The organism is Microbulbifer variabilis (assembly GCF_052467165.1).
In genome coordinates this window covers 693,804-712,339 of the sequence record NZ_CP174301.1, presented here as the reverse complement: position 1 = coordinate 712,339, position 18,536 = coordinate 693,804, and the positions used below count along the sequence as shown (strand labels likewise).

At 53.5% G+C, this 18,536-nt stretch carries 18 protein-coding genes; 14 read left to right on the top strand and 4 right to left on the bottom strand.

Annotated features, from left to right (window positions below; all coding sequences use genetic code 11):
- Positions 1-95: 95 nt before the first annotated feature.
- The 3 genes from htpX to ACJJIP_RS03070 all read left to right on the top strand — a co-directional run bounded on the left by htpX (position 96) and on the right by ACJJIP_RS03070 (position 2,597).
- On the top strand, positions 96-980 hold the full coding sequence (gene htpX, locus ACJJIP_RS03080; RefSeq protein WP_020412425.1) for a protease HtpX: 885 nt from the start codon (positions 96-98) through the stop codon (positions 978-980).
- A 188-nt stretch (positions 981-1,168) separates the two neighbouring features.
- Entirely contained in the window at positions 1,169-2,224 is a 1,056-nt protein-coding gene (locus ACJJIP_RS03075; protein ID WP_444946196.1) for a S1C family serine protease, read from the top strand.
- A gap of 28 nt (positions 2,225-2,252) precedes the next feature.
- Positions 2,253-2,597 carry a Rieske (2Fe-2S) protein gene (locus ACJJIP_RS03070; protein WP_020412423.1) on the top strand — a complete coding sequence of 115 codons (345 nt, stop codon included), beginning with the start codon at positions 2,253-2,255 and terminating at the stop codon, positions 2,595-2,597.
- Positions 2,598-2,645: 48 nt separating this feature from the next.
- Here the strand turns inward: ACJJIP_RS03070 and sfsA are convergent, their stop codons facing one another.
- Positions 2,646-3,344, bottom strand: coding sequence for a DNA/RNA nuclease SfsA (sfsA, locus tag ACJJIP_RS03065; RefSeq protein WP_020412422.1), 699 nt, complete (start codon positions 3,342-3,344; stop codon positions 2,646-2,648).
- 254 nt (positions 3,345-3,598) lie between these two features.
- On the opposite strand from sfsA, the gene dksA reads away from it, so the two are divergent.
- From dksA to ACJJIP_RS03010, 11 genes are all read left to right on the top strand, one after another.
- Positions 3,599-4,036, top strand: coding sequence for an RNA polymerase-binding protein DksA (gene dksA / locus ACJJIP_RS03060; RefSeq protein ID WP_020412421.1), 438 nt, complete (start codon positions 3,599-3,601; stop codon positions 4,034-4,036).
- A gap of 80 nt (positions 4,037-4,116) precedes the next feature.
- Complete coding sequence (gene gluQRS, locus ACJJIP_RS03055; RefSeq protein ID WP_444946195.1) at positions 4,117-4,989, top strand: tRNA glutamyl-Q(34) synthetase GluQRS; 873 nt, start codon at positions 4,117-4,119, stop codon at positions 4,987-4,989.
- Between the two features lie 145 nt (positions 4,990-5,134).
- Positions 5,135-5,311, top strand: a complete 177-nt coding sequence (locus ACJJIP_RS03050) for a hypothetical protein (RefSeq protein ID WP_169337099.1) — start codon at positions 5,135-5,137, stop codon at positions 5,309-5,311.
- Positions 5,301-8,261 carry an ATP-binding protein gene (locus tag ACJJIP_RS03045; RefSeq protein ID WP_020412418.1) on the top strand — a complete coding sequence of 987 codons (2,961 nt, stop codon included), beginning with the start codon at positions 5,301-5,303 and terminating at the stop codon, positions 8,259-8,261. The genes ACJJIP_RS03050 and ACJJIP_RS03045 overlap by 11 nt, the downstream gene beginning before the upstream one ends.
- Before the next feature lie 127 nt (positions 8,262-8,388).
- The gene (locus ACJJIP_RS03040) at positions 8,389-9,780 is read left to right on the top strand and encodes a sigma-54-dependent transcriptional regulator (RefSeq protein WP_020412417.1); all 1,392 of its coding nucleotides are present in this window, start codon (positions 8,389-8,391) and stop codon (positions 9,778-9,780) included.
- A gap of 850 nt (positions 9,781-10,630) precedes the next feature.
- Positions 10,631-12,010 (top strand): polynucleotide adenylyltransferase PcnB, encoded by a 1,380-nt coding sequence (gene pcnB, locus ACJJIP_RS03035; RefSeq protein ID WP_444946194.1) that lies wholly within the window; start codon positions 10,631-10,633, stop codon positions 12,008-12,010.
- A complete protein-coding gene (gene folK / locus ACJJIP_RS03030) occupies positions 12,010-12,486 on the top strand; it encodes a 2-amino-4-hydroxy-6-hydroxymethyldihydropteridine diphosphokinase (protein WP_444901017.1) in 477 nt (158 codons plus the stop codon). The genes pcnB and folK overlap by 1 nt, the downstream gene beginning before the upstream one ends.
- Before the next feature lie 108 nt (positions 12,487-12,594).
- Positions 12,595-13,281: a deoxynucleoside kinase gene (locus tag ACJJIP_RS03025; protein WP_444946193.1), complete on the top strand. Its 687-nt coding sequence runs from the start codon at positions 12,595-12,597 to the stop codon at positions 13,279-13,281.
- A gap of 5 nt (positions 13,282-13,286) precedes the next feature.
- Positions 13,287-14,099, top strand: a complete 813-nt coding sequence (gene panB, locus ACJJIP_RS03020) for a 3-methyl-2-oxobutanoate hydroxymethyltransferase (protein ID WP_020412412.1) — start codon at positions 13,287-13,289, stop codon at positions 14,097-14,099.
- 80 nt (positions 14,100-14,179) lie between these two features.
- Complete coding sequence (locus ACJJIP_RS03015; RefSeq protein WP_444946192.1) at positions 14,180-14,971, top strand: acyl-CoA thioesterase; 792 nt, start codon at positions 14,180-14,182, stop codon at positions 14,969-14,971.
- Between the two features lie 295 nt (positions 14,972-15,266).
- Positions 15,267-16,304 carry an endonuclease/exonuclease/phosphatase family protein gene (locus tag ACJJIP_RS03010; RefSeq protein ID WP_444901015.1) on the top strand — a complete coding sequence of 346 codons (1,038 nt, stop codon included), beginning with the start codon at positions 15,267-15,269 and terminating at the stop codon, positions 16,302-16,304.
- A gap of 40 nt (positions 16,305-16,344) precedes the next feature.
- Here the strand turns inward: ACJJIP_RS03010 and ACJJIP_RS03005 are convergent, their stop codons facing one another.
- The 3 genes from ACJJIP_RS03005 to ACJJIP_RS02995 form a co-directional block, all read right to left on the bottom strand.
- Positions 16,345-17,313: a zinc transporter ZntB gene (locus tag ACJJIP_RS03005; RefSeq protein WP_026304979.1), complete on the bottom strand. Its 969-nt coding sequence runs from the start codon at positions 17,311-17,313 to the stop codon at positions 16,345-16,347.
- Between the two features lie 120 nt (positions 17,314-17,433).
- Positions 17,434-17,844: a GFA family protein gene (locus ACJJIP_RS03000; protein ID WP_444946191.1), complete on the bottom strand. Its 411-nt coding sequence runs from the start codon at positions 17,842-17,844 to the stop codon at positions 17,434-17,436.
- Positions 17,837-18,487: a hypothetical protein gene (locus ACJJIP_RS02995; RefSeq protein WP_444946190.1), complete on the bottom strand. Its 651-nt coding sequence runs from the start codon at positions 18,485-18,487 to the stop codon at positions 17,837-17,839. The genes ACJJIP_RS03000 and ACJJIP_RS02995 overlap by 8 nt, the downstream gene beginning before the upstream one ends.
- Positions 18,488-18,536 lie beyond the last annotated feature (49 nt).

Sequence of the window (18,536 nt, the reverse complement as noted above, 5' to 3'; positions counted from 1 at the left end):
GGGCGCTCGGCATGGTATTGCATATCGCCCGACTGTCACACAAAACGCCCCGCCCTATCTAAACTTACTCAAAGACGATTAGATGGAGAGAGCCGATGTTACGCATTGGGCTATTCCTGCTGACTAACTTGGCGGTCCTGGTTCTGGTCGGCATTATTTTCAACCTTTTTGGCATAGGAGGTATCCTCCAGGCCAATGGCGTTGACCTGAACCTCGGCGCCTTACTACTTCTCTGTGCACTATTTGGTTTTGGCGGCTCTTTCATCTCGCTACTGCTTTCCAAAACCATTGCACGGATGACCACCCGCACCCAGATTATTACCGAACCCCGCAGTGCCGATGAACAATGGCTGGTAGAGACAGTGCGGGAACTTTCACGCAAAGCCAACATTGGCATGCCAGACGTGGGGATATTCCCCATGCCCCAAGCTAACGCCTTTGCCACAGGCTGGAATCGCAACAACGCCCTGGTTTCTGTCAGTGCCGGACTGTTACAGCGTTTTAGCCGCGAGGAGGCGCGTGCAGTTATCGGGCATGAGATTGGACACGTGGCCAATGGGGACATGGTAACCCTGGCTCTGATCCAAGGAGTCGTGAACACTTTTGTCATGTTCTTCGCGCGCCTGGTCGGTTTTTTTGTCGACCGGGTAATCCTGCGCAACGAGCAGGGACTGGGAATCGGCTACTACATCACCTCTATCGTCATGGATATCGTCTTTGGTTTCTTTGCCATGATTATCGTCGCCTGGTTCAGCCGCAGGAGGGAGTACAGGGCAGACCACGCAGGTGCAACACTGGCTAGCCCCAATTCCATGATCGCAGCTCTGCAGAGACTCAAGGTGGAATCCGAGCGGGGCCACGAAGAGCCACTGCCTGGCAATATGAAAGCCTTCGGAATCTTTGGCAACATGGGCGCACTGCTGGCCACACACCCACCTCTGGATGATCGCATCCAGGTTCTGCAGAATTTCCGTAAATGATTTTCACGCAACTGCACAAGCGCTGTTGTTTCGAATTATCCACAGGTGCAGATTTTATTCTGGTAAAAAAAAGCCTGTGAATAAACTGATTCTGCAGGTACAGGTTTGCATAAACGTCGCTGTCTTTTCGCCCCCGGCTCAGGCGAGGTAAACTTTCCAGCAAATTGACAAAGGAAAGACTGCTATCCATGACAGCGCTAAAAACTCTGCCAATTATTTTTTCCTTAATGCTCCTCTGCCTCACATCTCCCCTGTATGCACAAGTCCAGGACTTCGCTACCGATGATGAGCGCAACACCATGCAGGTGTTCAATTTTGCCAGCCCGTCGGTGGTTTACGTTACCAACGAAGCCCTGGTGCGCGATCGCAGGACCCTGCGACTGCATGCTGTACCCAAAGGTGCCGGTAGTGGTTTTATTTGGGACGAACTGGGGCACGTGGTTACCAATTTCCACGTAATTGAAGGTGCGCGCAAAGTTACCATTACACTACAAGACCGCAGTGAATGGCCTGCCCAGCTGGTGGGCTCAGCTCCAGAGAAAGACCTTGCCGTACTGAAAATTGAAGCGCCTAAAGAGCGATTAAAACCTCTTGTAGCCGGTACTTCCAGCAACCTCTCGGTGGGGCGCAAGGTACTCGCCATCGGCAATCCGTTCGGCTTGGACACCACGCTCACCACTGGGGTGGTGAGCGCTCTGGGGCGTGAAATTGAAGCTGTCAATAATCGCACCATCCGTAATGTAATCCAGACCGATGCTGCCATTAACCCCGGCAATTCCGGCGGCCCACTGCTGGATTCCCTCGGGCGCTTGATCGGCGTCAACACGGCCATTTACAGCCCCAGCGGTACCAGCGTGGGAATTGGGTTTGCCATTCCGGTGGATACAGTCAAGAAAATCGTCCCGGAACTGATTGCCCACGGCCGCCTGGTTCGCCCCATACTCGGCATTGAATCCGCACCGGATCAATGGAGCAGTCGTTACGGTTTCGAAGGCGTAGCCGTATTGCGCATAGCCCCGGGGCTTCCCGCAGAGAAAGCGGGCTTACAAGGCATTTATCGCACACGCCAGGGAGGGTGGCAGCTGGGGGATGTGATTGTTGAAGTGGAGCAGCAACCCATCCGCAGCTACGACGATCTGCTCAACGCTCTGGAAAAACATCAGGTAGGTGACGAAATTACTTTGGGTATCATGCGCGACGGGACAATACGCTACACCTCGATTACACTCGCGGCGCCGCAATAGAGCAATAATAGATCCCAGAGCCGACTTTATGCAGAAATACTTCCTGTGCCGCTACGATGAATTGAGCGAGGGACAGTCGAAAGGCTTTTCCCTCGGCGATACTGCCGCCGGAACTGACAATGTCTTTGCCGTGATGAAAGAGGGGGAGGTTTATGCCTATAAAAACACCTGTCCACACCGCGGTATCAACCTCGACTGGCAGGAAGACCAGTTTCTCGATCCGGATGGGGCCCTGATCCAATGTGCCTCTCACGGGGCTCTGTTCCTGATTGAATCCGGTGAGTGTATCGCTGGCCCCTGTACCGGCGATGCACTGACACCTGTGCCTGTGGAATACGCCCAGGACGGCCTCTACGCCCTGCTGCCGGAGTAGGGTTTATCTTGCCGGGCCGTTCCTGCCCGGCCATTCATATCAACCCCCTCAGCGAAATGGCAGTTCCTGCGCGAGGACAATTTCACTGGCGCCTAGTTGCGCCTTGTAAGCGAGCACCTGCACACCGGCTGAAACCGCACTGTCGAGGGCGTCAGCATAGGCGGGGTCAATCTCACGCGCGGCCTCAACACTTTCGATACCACTGTGCTGAACACAATAAAAGAGTACTGCACGCACTCCGTCTTCAGCCAATTTCTGCAATTCCCGCAAATGTTTAGCGCCGCGGGCACTCACTGCATCGGGAAAGTAACCGCGCTCCCCATCTGCCAAGGTGACATTCTTAACCTCCACATAGCAGTCCCCCTGATCACCGGACAACAGAAAATCAATACGGCTATTCTCATCCCCGTAACGCACTTCCCGGCGCAGGGACTCGTAGCCTTGGAGTTCGCCAATTACCCCGGAGCGTATTGCCTCCTCCACTAGAGCATTAGAGCGCCCCGTATTTACACCGGCCAGGGCGCCATCGGGGGTGGTGGTGATCTCTAAAGTATGGCGGTACTTGCGTTTGGGATTACCCGAGTCCGAATACCAACAAGCGCCACCCTCAACCCAACAGTTCTTCATGGAGCCGGTATTAGGGCAGTGAATAGTGAAAACCTCCCCTTCTGAGGACTCCACATCTGCGAGAAAACGTTTGTAACGACGCAACAGGGTTGCCTTTTGCAACGAGGGGGTAAACTTCACGGGCTGGCACTCTTGTACATTTCAGCGCCACAAAATAGCAGACAACTATTTGTGGCGCGAATCGCGTAGATTTGATAGCTTCCTCGCTCTCGGTCGCCGGGGTATCGGCGGCGGAAACAAGGATTAGCCTGCCACCGCAAGCTTTTTGACAGGTGAAAAAAGCATCAAACAAAAAGATTCCGGTCTAGGCTAGATTGAATTTGGTGGTATCGCCCCCATTATCGGGGGCCCGTATAGAAAGAGAGGCAACGACTATGCCCAAAACTGCTGCGAGCACCGATTCTCTGCACGGCTTTGAGCCCTACAAGGAGACTAAGGGCGAAGAGTACATGAATGAGAAGCAGCAGGAGCATTTCCGCAACTTGCTGTTAGCCTGGAAGGCCGAACTGATGGCGGAAGTGGACCGCACCGTTTCCCACATGAAAGACGAGGCCGCAAACTTTCCCGATCCCGCCGATCGCGCCAGTCAGGAAGAGGAGTTCAGCCTTGAACTTCGCACCCGCGATCGCGAGCGCAAACTGATCAAGAAGATCGACGCCACCCTGGAGCTGATTGACCAGGATGACTACGGTTTCTGTGAAGCTTGCGGGGTTGATATTGGAATCCGCCGCCTTGAGGCTCGCCCCACCGCAACCCTGTGTGTGGACTGCAAGACTCTGGCTGAAATCAAAGAAAGACAGATTTCAGGCTGATCCATAACTAATAGAAATCCGGTGATCCCTAAGGGGCACCCGGCGCGAAGGGGCGGTCGACGGGACCGCCCCCTGTCATTTTGAAAAGTACTCACCCCTATATTGGTCGATTCGCTCCCTCCCCAAGCGGCCCCCTGCACTTTGGCTCTTTGGTGTGCGCACTTGGCAGCTACCTGGATGCCCAGTCCCATGGAGGCCACTGGTTGCTCCGAATGGAGGATCTCGACCCACCGCGCGAAGAGCCCGGCGCGGCCACCCGCATCCTGAATTCCCTGGAGACCCACGGCCTGCATTGGCACGGTGCCGTGGAATGGCAGAGCAAGCGGCACAGATTGTACGAAGAGACCCTGGCGCAACTGCGTGAACAAGACCTCCTGTATCCCTGTTACTGCTCACGCAGCCAAATCCGCCAAAATGGCGGGCACGACAACCTTGGTTGCAGAGTCAAACACAGTGGCAGTGGCCCCTCTGCCCTACGCCTGCAATGTGCTGGTGACGAGGAGGTATTCGAGGATATCTGGCGCGGGGAACAACACCAACCGGTACGTGAAGACACGATCCTGAAGCGTCGCGATGGCCTGTACGCCTATCAGCTGGCAGTAGTGGTGGATGATATTGCCCAGGGGGTTACCCAAGTGGTGCGTGGCGCCGACCTTTTAGATACCACTGGCGCACAGATCCGTCTGTTCCACATACTCGGCACAACCCCTCCGGTCTTCGGGCACCTGCCTCTGGTAATGGGCCCAGGGGGAAAACAGAAACTCAGCAAGCAAAACCACGCGCCAGCTATCGATGACAATAAAGCGGCAGATAACCTGTGCGCCGCATTAATTTTTCTCGGTTTCCATGTGCCCGAAACACTGAGACAGGAGAAACCAGAACATATTCTGAAGTGGGCCACAGCCCGTTGGCAACGACACCAAATTGATAAGCGCGACCGGCAATTGCACTGAACTGCTGAGACATTTAACATTTTTGCGCCAGCCGCACCCACATTTTGGGTAATATACGCATATCCCAATAGCGCCTTGCCCCTAAATCCAAGGTGATCCCGGCCACCATTAATGCCTTTTCCCAAACGGGTTTCCAAGACTGTCTATGAGCAATCGCACCCTGTTAATACTGCTCGTGCTAGTGGGCTATGTGTTTTCACCCACCATTTTTACCTGGATGATCAATCCCGTTGGCGCCTGGTATCGCCCTTTTATTCTCTGGTTCGTTTTGATCCTGTTGGCGATTTTTATCCAATGGAGACGCAAATCGAATGAGCTTTGAAATAGCCCATATCGCCCTGATTGGCGTCGTTTATATTGCCACTCTGTTCTTTGTGGCCTTCGCCACCTCAAAGGGCTGGCTGCCCGCACGCTGGGTACGCCACCCACTCGTTTATGTCCTCTCCCTGGGGGTTTCGCTGTCTGCCTGGACTTTCTACGGTATTGTCGACCTGGCCTGGCAGTATGGTTATGGCGTATTGGCCTACTACCTGGGCACCGGCGCTATGTTCTTATTTGCGCCAGTAGCTCTAGAGCCGCTAGCGCGGCTTGCCCAGCGCTACCAACTGTACTCCCCAGCGGATCTACTGGTTTTTCGCTACCACAGTCGCCAGGTAGGCATTCTCGCCACCCTGTTCATGTTACTGGCACTGTTACCACTGGTAGCTCTGCAGATACAGGCGGTATCTGAAACCCTGGCTCTTTTATCCCGGGATAGTGTTGCCGCGCTCGGTTTGCCAGACAGTGGGGTTTCCAGCAAGAACCTCATTGCTTTCTTCTACTGTGTGCTTTTGGCGGTGTTTACCAGCATGTACGGCGCGACCCGCGAACGGGGCGAGGGCCTGGCCAGTGCTATGGCGCTGGAATCCCTGGTTAAGCTGGTTGCTCTCACTGCGGTAGGTGGCTATGCCGTTTATGGTGTATTCGGCGGTTTCTCGGGGCTCGACCAGTGGCTACTTGAAAACAGCGATATGCAACAGCTGCTTTACACCCCCATTGAACAGGGCTCCTCCCACACCTTACTGTTGGTATTTATCGCCACCGCTGTGGCCATGCCGCACATCTTTTATCTCAGTATCGCTGAACGCCCCACAGGCCAGGCCTTGCGTACCGCCAGCTGGGGCTTCCCGCTGTTCCTGCTACTGATGGCGCTGCCAATCTTTCCGATTATGTGGGCGGGCTTCGCCCTGGATGTGGCAGAACCGGTGCAGTACTTCTCGCTGGCGGTGCCGAGAGCCAGTGGTTCAGCGCTGCTCACCACGCTGGCCTTTATCGGCGGTCTCTCCGCTGCCACCGGCGCGCTCATTATGATTACCCTGGCATTGTCCACCATGGTAATGAATCATTGGCTGCTGCCCGGTACACGCTGGCACTCAGAGGACAATATGTATCGCCAGCTGGTGTGGCTGCGCCGTGCGCTGATTGCCGCGCTGTTTATTGCCGGCTTTGCCTTCTACCTTCTGTTGAACAACCGCCTCTCCCTATCGGACCTGGCATTACTGGCGTTTATCGGGTCATTGCAATTCCTGCCGGGAATATTCGCGGTAATTCACTGGCCACGCGGCAACCGGCGCGGCTTTATCGGGGGACTGCTGGGCGGTATGCTGATTTGGGGCTGCGGCCTGATGTTGCCGTCTATTTTCGACTTAACCGGCATCACTCTGCCCGGTACATCGATTCAGATACCTCTAGGAATGTCGATCTGGACACAGATCACCACTCTATCCCTCAGCATCAACATTCTGCTATTTGTCGGGCTGTCACTCTTTACGCGCACCAGTAACCTGGAGCAATACGCTGCTGATCTTTGTAGTGATGACACTATTGCTCAAGCGTTACGATTAGGTCTCGATGTGGAATCCGCAGCAGATTTCCGTTTGCGTCTTGCGGAGAGTCTCGGTGCCGCCACCGCCAATAAAGAGGTCAAGCGCGCCCTCAACCAGCTCGACCTGCCGGATGATGAGCGTCGACCTTACGCCCTGCGCCAGCTGCGCAACAAGCTTGAGGCCAACCTCTCCGGGCTGCTTGGGCGGGTGCTGGCAGGGCAGATTATCGACCGCCACTTCCCATTCCAGAACAGCGATCAACCGGCTAACAAGGATATCCACTTAATAGAAACGCGCCTGGGGCGCTATAAACACCAGCTCACCGGGCTCGCAGGGGAGCTAAACAACCTGCGCCTCTACCATCGCCAGATGCTGGAAGAGCTGCCCATGGCTGCCTGCTCCCTGGGCCGGGACGGTGAGGTACTGCTTTGGAATTACGCCATGCAGGACCTGACCGGTATTGCAGCCGGCGAGGTAATCGGCTCCAAGCTGGAGTACCTCGCCGAGCCCTGGCGCGGGCTGCTGGCGGAATTTGCCGAATCCTCTGATGCCAGCCGTTTTAAGCAGCAGGTGAGTCTGGATGGCAACAGCCACTGGCTCAATTTACACAAGACGCGCCAGAAGCGCAGTCGCAACGATCGTGTACGCAACGAGCGCGGCGACGGCCAGATGTTATTGCTCGAAGACATTACCGAAACCCAGGTACTGGAACAGGAGCTGATTCACAGCGAGCGTCTGGCTTCGGTAGGGCGCCTCGCTGCCGGAGTCGCCCACGAGGTTGGCAACCCTGTGACCGGCATTGCCTGCCTGGCACAGAACCTCCAGTTTGACTGTGACAACCCAGAAGTACTGGACACCGCCGACCAGATACTTAGTCAAACCCAGCGTATCAGCCGGATAGTGCATTCATTGGTCAACTTCTCCCACAGTGGCAGTCAGGAGAGCGAGCATGCCCCAGTAGACCTCTATGCCTGTGTGCAGGAAGCAGTAAACCTTCTGTCCCTGCAGCGCGATAAAACTGAAGTGCGTTTCGACAATACCGTACCTGAGGACCTGATCGCTCCGGGAGATAACCAGCGCCTGATCCAGGTATTTATCAACCTGCTCAGTAACGCCCGCGATGCCAGCCCCGATGGCGGTCATATTCTGATCGAGGGCTACATCGACAACGGCAGCGCCTGTGTCTCTGTAACTGACAACGGGCCCGGTATCTCAGCCAAGCACCGAGACCGTATACTCGAGCCATTTTTCACTACAAAAGAACCCGGCGAGGGCACCGGCCTCGGCCTGGCGATGGTATACAGCATCGTTGAAGAGCATGGAGGCCAACTGGAGTTAGTGAGTCCCGCCAACCGGGAGACGGGACGTGGCGCCAAGTTTATTGTGCAGCTGCCACTGGCGGGTTGAGGCGTAGATTGCCAAATTGAATATTTTTTGATCAAAAAGCAACCAATTCTCAGTATTTGAGTTGCATAGAAACGGCGCGCAGGTAAAACTAGGCGCTTATTGAGCATTTTGTAACCAGGCGTAACACATGAGCCACATCCTGATCGTCGAAGATGAAGCCATTATTCGAACGGCGCTGCGCAAACTGCTGGAGCGGCATCGCTACAAGGTCAGTGAGGCGGGGTCAGTACGCGAGGCCCTGAGCAAATACCGCGTAAATGAAGTGGACTTGGTGATCTCCGATCTACGCCTGCCCGGTGCCCCAGGCACCGACCTGCTCAAGCATGCTGGCGAAGTTCCGGTGTTGATTATGACCAGCTACGCCAGCCTCAGATCTGCGGTGGATTCCATGCGTATGGGCGCGGCAGACTATATTGCTAAGCCCTTTGATCACGATGAGATGATTGCCACTGTGCGGCGAGTTATCGGCAAGGCTGAGCAGAGCCGCGCACAGGCACCCTCAGAGAAAGATAATACCGGCACGATTGCCGGGATGATCGGTAGCAGCCAGGTGATGCGAGAGCTTTACAGCCGTATCCACAAGGTCGCGCCAACAGACGCCACTGTGCTGGTACATGGTGAAACCGGTACCGGTAAGGAACTGGTGGCCCGCGCCATTCATGAGGAGAGCCGCCGGGCAGGCAAGCCGCTGATATCTGTTAACTGTGCAGCCATTCCCGAAACGTTGATCGAGTCAGAGCTATTTGGTTACGAAAAAGGCGCTTTTACCGGCGCCCAAAGTGCCCGTGAGGGGCTTGTTGCTGCCGCTGATGGAGGCACTCTGTTTCTCGATGAAATTGGCGAGCTTCCCCTGGAAGCCCAGGCTCGCCTTCTTCGGGTGATCCAGGAAGGGGAAGTACGCCCTATCGGCTCTATCGAGTCACGTAAGGTCAATGTGCGACTGGTAACAGCAACCCACCGCAACCTCCGTCAACTAGCGGCAGAGCGCAAGTTCCGTGAAGACCTTTACTACCGTATCAATGTCGTACAAATGACCCTGGCACCTCTGAGAGAGCGTGGACGAGACGTGCTTGCACTGGCAGAGCACCTACTGGAAAGGTTTTGCACCAAAATAGAGCGCTCCCTGCTCCGCTTATCTCCAGAGGCCATCCAGGCTGTTACGACCTACACATGGCCCGGCAACGTACGCGAGTTGGAAAACGCTATTCAGCGCGCTGTGATCCTCACCGATCGCGACAGTCGGGAGATTAACCACAAGACACTGGATATCGACCTGGACCTGGTGCCTGTGGAAGAGACTGGTGAGATTCCTCGCCCCAGAAGCCTGCACACAGACCCCCGTGAGGACTTGTCACTGGAAGATTACTTCGCCCGCTTCGTGATCGAGCATCAAGACACTATGAGTGAAACTGAGCTGGCCAAAAAGCTGGGGGTCAGCCGCAAATGCCTGTGGGAGCGCCGTCAAAAACTGGGCATCCCCCGCAAGAAAACCCGCCGTAGCGCAGTTGCAGAGGCCTGATGCCCTCTTTCGGGGCTTAGGCCCTCACCGCGGCCCCCAGGTACCCCCCCTCTAAATACTCCCCCTCTACTGTGGGTATACCGCACGCTGTCCCTTTGTGCTCCTCAACTACCACATCGGTAACAAAAGAAGTGTTACCCAAGACGCCCTGCAAGTAACAATTGCCGCACTTTACGTAACGCAATGGACTTAAAAAAAGTTCCGTCAAATTTCGTAAAGATTGTAACTTATTGATTTATATCAATTTTTAAAAGTTGGCACACTAAGTGCTTTACCCTTAGTACAAAATTTGAAAACGGCCAACAATAAAAATAAATGACCGTTAAAAGCCCTATAACTACTCACAATAAGCGGGCGAAACACAATAAGAATAATGGGGAGGCCGACAATAAAAGCAATGAGTGGCCAAAACCGTAAGAACAACAATAAATAATAACAATAAACCTTAAGAAAGAATAAAAATAACAACAAGCGCGTTGCAAACTGACTGAATTGTACCTGGGAGAGGGTGTTTGCTTGATAGCAAATTGAGAGCGCAAGGAAGCCGCTGCCTTCATACTGGTAATAATAATTCCCAAATCTTTTCTCCAAACTTCCCGGCACCCGCAGATTGCGGGCGCATTCCTTTGCGTGTGTTAGAATCGCGCCCGCGAATCCAACTCACCGGCAATCGATGCCATTGGCACCCCTGGTTACGGACTTCGCCCCCTGGGCCCGCCCAGGTATATGAGGCCCCAGCAGTGCCGCAGAGAACTCCCTGGTCAAAAGGGGTAGAGACGCGCGGGTACCAAACCTGCTGCCACCGGAAGTGTGGCCTGAGCACCAGCAGGGCTTTTCCGGTCATTTACGAATGGCAGCAGTCAAAATAGACAGCCGTATGCTCAACAATCTGATTAGTAGTATTAAGCGCTGGCGCAAGCCGGCCAACAAAGGCCCCCGGGTCATCGCCCGCAATGACCACAATATCTCCCGCCGAGAGATCAGCCGCGCGGCCCTGACAGTTATGAAGCGTCTACAGGATGCTGGTTACCAGGCTTATATTGTCGGTGGCGGTGTTCGCGACCTGATGCTAGGCGGCCACCCTAAAGACTTCGATGTTGCTACCGATGCGACGCCAGAACAGGCCAAGGAATTATTCCGCGGCGCTCGTATTGTGGGAAGGCGTTTCCGTATCCTGCATGCTCGTATCGGCCGCGAGGTCATTGAGGTAACCACTTTCCGCGGACACCACAATGATGGCGAAGAGCATGAAGCAAGGCAGTCCGAGCACGGTATGCTGCTGCGGGACAACGTCTACGGTGATCTCGAAAGTGACGCCATGCGCAGGGACTTCACCGTCAATGCGCTCTACTACACCACTAATGGTTTTGCCATCCACGATTACACTGGTGGGGTCGAGGATATTGAAAAGCGCTTGATCCGTATGATCGGCAAGCCCACCACCCGCTATAAAGAGGACCCTGTACGGATGCTGCGCGCGGTACGTTTCGCCGCTAAGCTGGACTTCGCGATCGAGAGCAAAACTGCAGAGCCTTTACAGGAGCTTGCGCCATTGCTGCGCAATATCGCTCCAGCCCGCCTGTTCGATGAGATACTCAAATTACTAATGAGTGGACAGGGCGAGCGTACTTTTGAGCATTTGCACCGCTACCATTTGTGGCAGCACCTGTTCCCGGACAATGCCCGCCAAATTGAGAAGAGCCCCGCTGCCCTGGAGCTGACCAGGCGAGCACTGCGCAACACAGACAAACGTATCCAGGCGGATATGCGCGTCACCCCCGCCTTCCTTTATGCCGCCCTGCTGTGGCCAGCAGTAAACGAAGAGCAACAAAAACTGGTGGAAAAAGGTATTCCACCGGCGCCAGCCCTCGCCCAGGCAGCCCAAAAGATTACCAGTAACCAGCTGGCCCATACCGCTATACCCAAACGCTTCTCTATCCCCATGCGTGAGATCTGGGACCTGCAGCACCGCCTGCCCCAACGTGGTGGCAGCCGCGCTCAGCGCCAAACGGAGCATCCCCGGTTCCGTGCAGCTTATGACTTCCTGCTGCTGCGCGAGGAAAGTGGCGAAATTGAGACCGGCCTTGGTAAGTGGTGGACGGACTTCCAGCAAGCCGATGACGAGCTGCGTCAGCAAATGGTGCGCAAACTACAGCGCAGTGGCGGAGGTAATCGCCGCGGCCGTAACTCTCGCAGTGGACGCCGGCGCAAACCCAGGGCAGCTGAGTGATGGAAAGAGTTTATATCGGGCTCGGCAGTAATCTGTCTGAGCCACAGAGGCAGCTGCGCAGTGCCCTCACAGCAATGGACAAAATCCCCAGCAGCTGCCTACTGCGCTGTTCCAGTTTTTATAGCAGCGCCCCCATAGGCCCAAGCGGGCAACCGGATTATGTCAATGCAGTGGCTGAGTTGAACACGTCACTCTCACCGATTGAGCTACTCGACCAGTTACAGTCTATTGAGGCCGCTCACGGTCGCGAGCGCTCAGTGCGCTGGGGAGCGCGCACCCTCGACCTGGATATATTGCTATTTGGAGAAAAGCAAATTGATAACGTGCGCTTGCAAGTACCACACCCACGTATGGCAGAGCGCAACTTCGTACTCCTGCCACTGGCAGAACTGGAGCCCCAGTTACAGCTGCCTAACGGCGATCCATTACAGCAATTGCTGCAGAACTGTCCGCAAAACCGCCTGAATAAAATCTGAGCAACCTCCGATAGCGCGATAAAAGTACTCGACTGAGCGCCCCGCTTAATAGTACTTTGGCGCCTGCAGCCCATCAGGGAAGACGCCCCAACAAGAGGAGTCGAACACGTGGTTATCGACAACAGCGAAACCAATCCGTGTGAATTCGGCCTGTCGGACAGGACTTTGCCGAAATTTATTGCCGTGGAAGGCAATATCGGCGTAGGTAAAACCACATTGGCCAAGAAGCTTGCCACTACCTTCAACTATGACACTCTACTGGAACTGCCAGAGGAAAACCCCTTCCTCGAACGCTTCTACAGCGACCCCAATAACGCCGCGCTACCGACTCAACTGCATTTCCTTCTGCAGCGGTCCCAACAGATTCAGGCCCTGCGTCAAGACGACCTGTTCGAGCCGGTACGGGTGGCAGATTTTCTGATCGAAAAGGACCAGCTGTTCGCCCAGGTAACCCTGGATAAGGACGAGTTGGCGCTCTACCAGCAAGTTTTCCAACACTTAACCTTAGAGGCTCCCAAGCCAGACTTGGTAATTTACCTGCAGGCACCGCTGGAAGTACTACAGGCACGCATTCGCAACCGCGGTATTCCCGCAGAGCGCGCCATTAGCAATGAGTATCTGGCAACGCTCAACGACGCCTACACCCAGTTTTTCCACTTCTACGACAGCTCACCATTGCTGATCGTCAATAGTGAGGAAATCGATATTGTCGATAGCCCTAAGGATTACCGTCAGCTGGTCGAGTACATGCTTACAGTGACCAAAGGCCGACACTACTACAACCCGGGAAGTTAATCGTTATGTATGCACCTTCTGAATTAGAGAAGCTCGTCACCGTTCAGACCCTGCGCAAAATGAAGGCAAATGGTGAAAAGTTTATTACCGTGGCCCTTTACGACGCGCCTATGGCAGCCATGGCACAAAAAACCGGAGTAGAAACATTGTTGGTGGGCGATTCCCTGGGTATGACAGTACTCGGGTATGACAGCACGGTACCGGTAACCATGGAGCAAATGATTTACCATGTGGAAGCAGTAGCGCGCGGCAACAAGAAATCCCTGATCATGGGCGATATGCCGTTTATGACCTATGCCACTCCGGAACAGGCTTTGACCAATGCCACCCGCATCATGCAGGCAGGCGCCCATATGGTGAAAATTGAAGGCGGCGCCTGGTTGGTCGATACCGTTAAGATGCTCACTGACCGGGGCATCCCCGTCTGCTCCCACTTGGGACTCACTCCTCAATCGGTTCACAAACTCGGAGGCTACCGTGTTCAGGGCCGCGATGAAAAGCATGCAGAACAGATGCTTGAGGATGCCATCCTGCTAGACCAGGCGGGCGCTGACCTGTTGGTACTCGAGTGTGTCCCAACCGCCCTGGCAAAACGTATCACCGAAACAGTTTCAATGCCTACCATAGGCATCGGCGCCGGTCGTGACACGGATGCCCAGGTATTGGTTATCAACGATATTCTCGGTCTCACCGAACAACCGCCAAAATTTTCCAAGAACTTCCTGGTAGAGGCAGAGGACATCCCCGGGGCCCTGCGCAAGTACGCTGAAGACGTCAAGCTCGGCATCTTCCCTGGCGACTCCCACACTTTCAGTTAATATCATTTGCCCGGACATTAAACAGCCTCGGCACTCTCGCAGGCAGCTCCATCGGAGGCTGCCTGCCCAGCGGTAACATTATGAACTTCGATCAACTACTCCTTGAGTGGAATCCAGGCCAGGACAACATCGCTGTCCCCGAAGGCTGGAGCCAGGGGCGTGCCACCTTTGGCGGCCTGGTAGCAACAATGCTCCAGGAAAAAATGACAGCGGAAGTAGCTGAGGACAGCAGCCTGCGCTCTGCAACCTTCTCATTTGTCGCCCCAGTAGGCGCAGAAGCGGTACAACGCTCCGCAGAAGTTTTACGTGCCGGGCGCTCCGTCACTCAAGTGCAGGGTCATCTGTGCCAAGGCGGCACTGTCGTACTTGCGGGGCTGGCCAGCTATGGTCGAGGCAGGGATTCCTCAGTGAAGGTGGGCGTGGCAACAGCACCAGAATTTAGCAAGCCTGAACAATGCATGGCGCTCCCCTACATTGAAGGTGTAGTGCCGGAGTTTACGCAGAAATTTGATTACCGTATTGCCCTGGGTCAATTGCCTTTTAGTGGAACTCAAGAGAGGCAGTTGGGCGGTTGGGTACGCTTTAAGGATGGCAGTGAGAATACAGTATCCATTAACCATCTCCTCGCCCTGATTGATGCCTGGCCCCCTGCCACTTTGCCAATGCTTAAAACACCAGCTCCAGCCAGCTCATTAACATGGACAGTGGAGTTTATGGAACCCCTCCCCAATCACAAGGCATCTGACTGGTGGCAGTATCTTGCCGAAGTTGAACAGGCAGGGGATGGCTACGCTGTGATCCAAGCCCGCCTATGGGATGTCAGCGGCAAACTTGTCGCCCTGTCCCGGCAAATGGTCACAATTTTTGGCTAAAAAAACGAATTAGCCATGCCCTATGGAAGAAGTGCCTTAGATCTTTCAATCCTTACCTGCCCCACGAGTTTGGCGCAATTCCATCTTTTCTTTTATTGATTTCATTATTTTTTTCCCAAAAAGTACATTTTGGCGCCGCCATTACATAAAAATAAAATAAAGAAAATATTTTTTACTCCAATTTGTAATCTACGCTTTCCATCATCCCCACCCGCGGAGGGACAAAGCCTCAACTCAAGAGCTTTACAAATCCCTCCACAATTAACTCGCGGTAACAAATGTGGAGAAATCAATAATGATAAAAAAAATATTTATTTGTCTCGCCTTGCTCACCAGTTTTCCAGCCAGCGCAGCAGATTTTGAAGACGTTTGGGATGCTATTACCTCGTGCAACTGGTTCGAATTTATTGGCGATGTCGATGACACCGGCTCGAAAGACCTGGACGGCTACGAGTATGGTGACACCAGCTTTAAAGATGCCAACTCAGGCACCTTTAACATGATTGTGTACAATATGGACGGTTTTTTACAATGTATAGGTGGTAATAGTAAGTCAGATTTCAAACAAATTATTCGCACGTTCAATGACAATCCCAAAGATCTGTGGTTAATGCAGGAGGTTTGGAACAAAACCAAAGCCAACTATCTAGATGACGACGATAAGCTAAGCAACGACACCGTTCCCTATCGTTCAAAACACTGGAAAGGTAGTGGCACCTCTTTTGGCAACGGTCTACTGACTTTTTCTAAGTTCCCCTTTGATCGGGACAATCGTGATGATAACGATTATTCCTTCGCGACCTATGAGGAGGAAACCTTCAATAAGTGCTCAGGCAACGATTGTGATACCGAAAAAGGCTTCACCGTAGCCAAGGTCGAAGTGACTGAAAATTATCATGTGCATATTTACAACACCCATATGGATGCAGGCCATCAGGATGAAGACCTCAGCGCCAAGGCAAAGCAACTCGATCAAATCGCCGATATGATCGTTGCACACTCGAGTAATGCCACCGTTATTTTGGCCGGCGATTTCAATATGGCATTTGATGAAAATGATAATGACTGGCGCGGTGTCAATTATCAGACATGGAAGGCCTTCTTTGAGAAGACCGGAGGCAAGCACGCCTGCCAATACATGCTCTCCGGCAGCGATACCAGCCTGGAGGCCTGTGCCGATGAGCTTCAAAACGACACTGACCATGTAGTGGTTATCAACAATAATCCCAACTACACACTGGAAGTCACCAACTATTTTATCGGGTCCCCAGCTTATTCTGGATTAAGTGATCACGATCCAGTTTTTGTAGATTTTTCCTGGGCAAAAAACTAGCCAGATAAAGAGCTTCCTTCACAGGGGATTGGAGGGAGCCTCAGAGCCACTTTTTCCAGTAAAAAAAAGCGACTTGTCCGGCAAGTGCTATTGCCAGCAGAATACAAAATGCCAGGAACCCCTCTCGAGCTTGCGCCCATGGAATCCCACCGACATTAATTCCAAACAACCCGGTTAAAAAGCTTAAAGGCAGGAAAATTGCTGCAACCATCGACAAAACATACATACGACTGTTGAGTTGGTCGGAATTACGACTCAGCAGCTCCTCCTGGGCAATCGCCGCCCGCTCACGCACTGTATCTATATCATCGATGTGCCGCTGCAAGCGTTCGTTGATATCCGCCAGTAAGACATGGCTCCCTTCATCAAACCAGGGTACCGACTCCTGCTGCATACGAGTTAAAACCTCCCTCTGCAGACAGAGGTATCGTCGCAGGGCAATTGTCCGCTTGCGAAACTGGACTAAATTCGCACCCAGGCCCTTCACCGACCACTCGAGTAACTGATCCTCAAGCGCGTCAACCTTTTCTTCAAAGTCATCAACCCGGTCTCCCATGCGCAGCACAAGCAGATCAGCCAGGGACACTACCAGTGCTGCAGTACCACGCGGTCCACAACCACTGCGCAGACGGGAAATCAAATCCTCCTCTGCCAACAGGCGTCTTTTACCGGTGCTGATAATACGGTTCTCTTCCACCCAAATTCGAATAGAGACCCGGTTTTCCCTCCGGGACTTGTGCTTTGGGTCCACTCCACACATTGCAAGGAAAAGTCCATCATCGACAGCCAGGGTGCGCGGTCGAATCTCTTTAGCCAACAACGCCTCTACAACCACAGGCTGCAGCCCACTATTATCGCGTATCCAAGCTGAAACCTCTTCATCAGCGCTATCGAAGTGAAGCCACAGCAAGCCCTGGCGGGGATGCCAGGACTCCACTTCAGGCCAGGTCATTTCCCGACCTGAGCCATTCCTATCAAGCAGGGTTGCGTGAATATGCCCAGATTCCATGGACTTAAAATTCCATTCGCTAAACATCCGGTGGAGAAGTCACCCTCCACCGAGGGTTTTAAATAGCGTCAAGTTAGCCCCGTTTCACTGCAGCGATACAAAAGAGGTGGGGCTCGATAATTACTCATTCTGGCTCAGGTGCGCCAGCTCTGCTGCATGCTGTTCCCAGTTCTGCCCATCGAAAGGCTGCACTTTAAGTCCCCGCGGCCGCTCATCCAGACATCGAGCATTGAGACTGTAGCCATCAGGGTTTGAGCGTGGGATATAAAAAGACTTCACCCCACAGCGGCTACAAAAATAGTGCTTGGCAACACCTGTATTGAAGGTGTAGCAGCTGAGCACATCCTCTCCGCTCACCAGCTCAAAATTCTGCGCAGGCACTATCAAGTGCAAATAGCCTAGCTTTTCACACATAGAGCAATTACAAGCGTGAGCTACCAAGGGGTCATCATTGTTACGCTTATACAGAGCAGTAAAACGCACGGCTCCACAGTGGCAGCCCCCTTGCAGTTTGGTAGTTATTTCATTCATCAGCAGATTTATCTCGGATAAACAACGGCCGCGCACATAGCAGGGAAAAAACAGAAACGGCTAAAAGGAGGTGGAACCAATTCGTGCGCGCCAGGCCCAGCAGCTTCGAAGAACCAGTACCGATCAAAAGCCCGTTTATTACCGCCAGCAAGGCACCACCACCCAGTAATAGAGCATGGTTTCGTGGAAGTCTGCCAGATCCAACTAGTTCCAATAGGGCCACCAATAACCAGAGCAGCAAACCCAGGGCTGAGTAGAGATCCACTACCGTCGAAGGCATCAAGATCCCACTCTCGCTGAAGCCAATTGCGCTGGCGAGGACCAGCACCATTACCACATAGGCTGGAGCCCGGTTATCCGAACCCCATGTTAGCTCTAGCCGAGCCCAAAGGAGGCCGATGCCAATTAGTATAAAAGAAGTAAAGCCGGAAAGTCGTGAGAGTGCCCGATGTAGCTCGGTTATACCGGGGTCTATTCCGTAGCGGTAAGCACCGACCAAAGCTGCGAGGGCCATGCACAACAATGCAGCGACAATAATCAAAGCCGCAGATTGGAAACGCTCTCGTGTGAGGTACCAGTATTGATTGGCCATCAACAGGCAGGTGAGCCCAAGTATTAGGTCGAGAAGCCAGAAATTAAGCAAGGTTTTCCCCTTTTTTCTTTGGATTCTAACCTAAAAATATCTTTACTAA

What these genes read in the sequence shown, in the direction of transcription:
- folK (WP_444901017.1), top strand. Translation starts at nt 12,010, where the DNA reads ATGGAAAGAGTTTATATCGGGCTCGGCAGTAATCTGTCTGAGCCACAG.
- ACJJIP_RS03015 (WP_444946192.1), top strand. Translation starts at nt 14,180, where the DNA reads ATGAACTTCGATCAACTACTCCTTGAGTGGAATCCAGGCCAGGACAAC.
- panB (WP_020412412.1), top strand. Translation starts at nt 13,287, where the DNA reads ATGTATGCACCTTCTGAATTAGAGAAGCTCGTCACCGTTCAGACCCTG.
- htpX (WP_020412425.1), top strand. Translation starts at nt 96, where the DNA reads ATGTTACGCATTGGGCTATTCCTGCTGACTAACTTGGCGGTCCTGGTT.
- ACJJIP_RS03050 (WP_169337099.1), top strand. Translation starts at nt 5,135, where the DNA reads ATGAGCAATCGCACCCTGTTAATACTGCTCGTGCTAGTGGGCTATGTG.
- ACJJIP_RS03000 (WP_444946191.1), bottom strand. Translation starts at nt 17,844, where the DNA reads ATGAATGAAATAACTACCAAACTGCAAGGGGGCTGCCACTGTGGAGCC.
- ACJJIP_RS03040 (WP_020412417.1), top strand. Translation starts at nt 8,389, where the DNA reads ATGAGCCACATCCTGATCGTCGAAGATGAAGCCATTATTCGAACGGCG.
- ACJJIP_RS03045 (WP_020412418.1), top strand. Translation starts at nt 5,301, where the DNA reads ATGAGCTTTGAAATAGCCCATATCGCCCTGATTGGCGTCGTTTATATT.
- ACJJIP_RS03075 (WP_444946196.1), top strand. Translation starts at nt 1,169, where the DNA reads ATGACAGCGCTAAAAACTCTGCCAATTATTTTTTCCTTAATGCTCCTC.
- dksA (WP_020412421.1), top strand. Translation starts at nt 3,599, where the DNA reads ATGCCCAAAACTGCTGCGAGCACCGATTCTCTGCACGGCTTTGAGCCC.
- ACJJIP_RS03070 (WP_020412423.1), top strand. Translation starts at nt 2,253, where the DNA reads ATGCAGAAATACTTCCTGTGCCGCTACGATGAATTGAGCGAGGGACAG.
- ACJJIP_RS03005 (WP_026304979.1), bottom strand. Translation starts at nt 17,313, where the DNA reads ATGGAATCTGGGCATATTCACGCAACCCTGCTTGATAGGAATGGCTCA.
- ACJJIP_RS03010 (WP_444901015.1), top strand. Translation starts at nt 15,267, where the DNA reads ATGATAAAAAAAATATTTATTTGTCTCGCCTTGCTCACCAGTTTTCCA.
- pcnB (WP_444946194.1), top strand. Translation starts at nt 10,631, where the DNA reads ATGGCAGCAGTCAAAATAGACAGCCGTATGCTCAACAATCTGATTAGT.